1 protein-coding gene is annotated in these 978 nt (G+C 53.7%); it reads left to right on the top strand.

Features of this window, described 5'->3' with window-relative positions; all coding sequences use genetic code 11:
* Positions 1 to 804 (top strand): sodium-dependent transporter (locus AC1RQI_RS16930; protein ID WP_481905785.1); only part of this gene is annotated, 804 nt, incomplete at its 5' end.
* Between the last annotated feature and the right edge of the window lie 174 nt (positions 805 to 978).

Genomic DNA, 978 nt, shown 5'->3' with positions numbered 1-978 from the left:
TCTTGGCGGAGATCAACCAACAGGATACGCCACCTCTTCAGCCTGCTTCCATACACCAGAAATCACCATAACTCCAGCAAACTGACCACTGGGGGAGTTCTTGCAGCTCTGGGCCATGCCGCCTTCACTCTCAGTATCGGGATTGGCGTACTGATGGCCTATGGCTCCTACCTGCCCAAGAACGTGAATATTGCTAGAACAGCAATGGTCATTGCCGTTCTTGACACCAGTGTCGCCCTGCTTGCCGGCCTGGCGATCTTTCCCCTGGTGTTTGCCAATGGCCTCGAACCCGGAACAGGCCCCGGTCTGATCTTCGTGACTCTGCCACTGGCTTTCGGTCAAATGAGCGGCGGCGCACTTTTTGGCACGATTTTCTTCGCGCTTCTTCTGGTCGCTGCCATCACCTCCGCTATATCCATGTTGGAGCCCGTAGTGGAATGGCTAGAAGAGCACAAAGGAGTCAGCCGGCCTAAAAGTGCGGTGGGCGGTGGGCTGGCCATCTGGTTTATGGGGATCGGTACAGTGCTGTCTTTCAACGTGTGGGGCAAGTTCCATCCGCTGGGTTTCATCGCCTTTTTTGAAGGTAAGACCGTATTCGACCTTATCGATTTTCTGGTCTCCAATTTGATGATGCCATTGGGTGGGCTCACCATCGCATTGTTCGCAGGCTGGGCCATGAAGCGGGAAGGTCTGCCCGAAGATGTCGGCCTTAGAGGCAGCGCCTTTAAAGCCTTTATGGTCGTACTCCGGTATTTGACACCCGCCGGTATTGCGGTGGTATTCCTTTACAACCTTGTCGGGTAAACCCGTTTTATTCATCAGCCCCAACTATTCGGCTTGGGGCTGCTCTGTAGCTTAATTCGCACACCTGGTGTGATCACACGTAATAACCGCTTCTTTGGGAGTTATTGTCAAATCTGGTGTATGACCATCAGGCGGCGCTCCTGTCAGATTGATCCTCCACCCGTTCTCCATCCT

It is taken from the genome of Salicola sp. AFF1 (genome assembly GCF_056783195.1).
The sequence above is the reverse complement of the archived record's forward strand: the minus strand, read 5'-3'. Positions and strand labels throughout refer to the sequence as shown.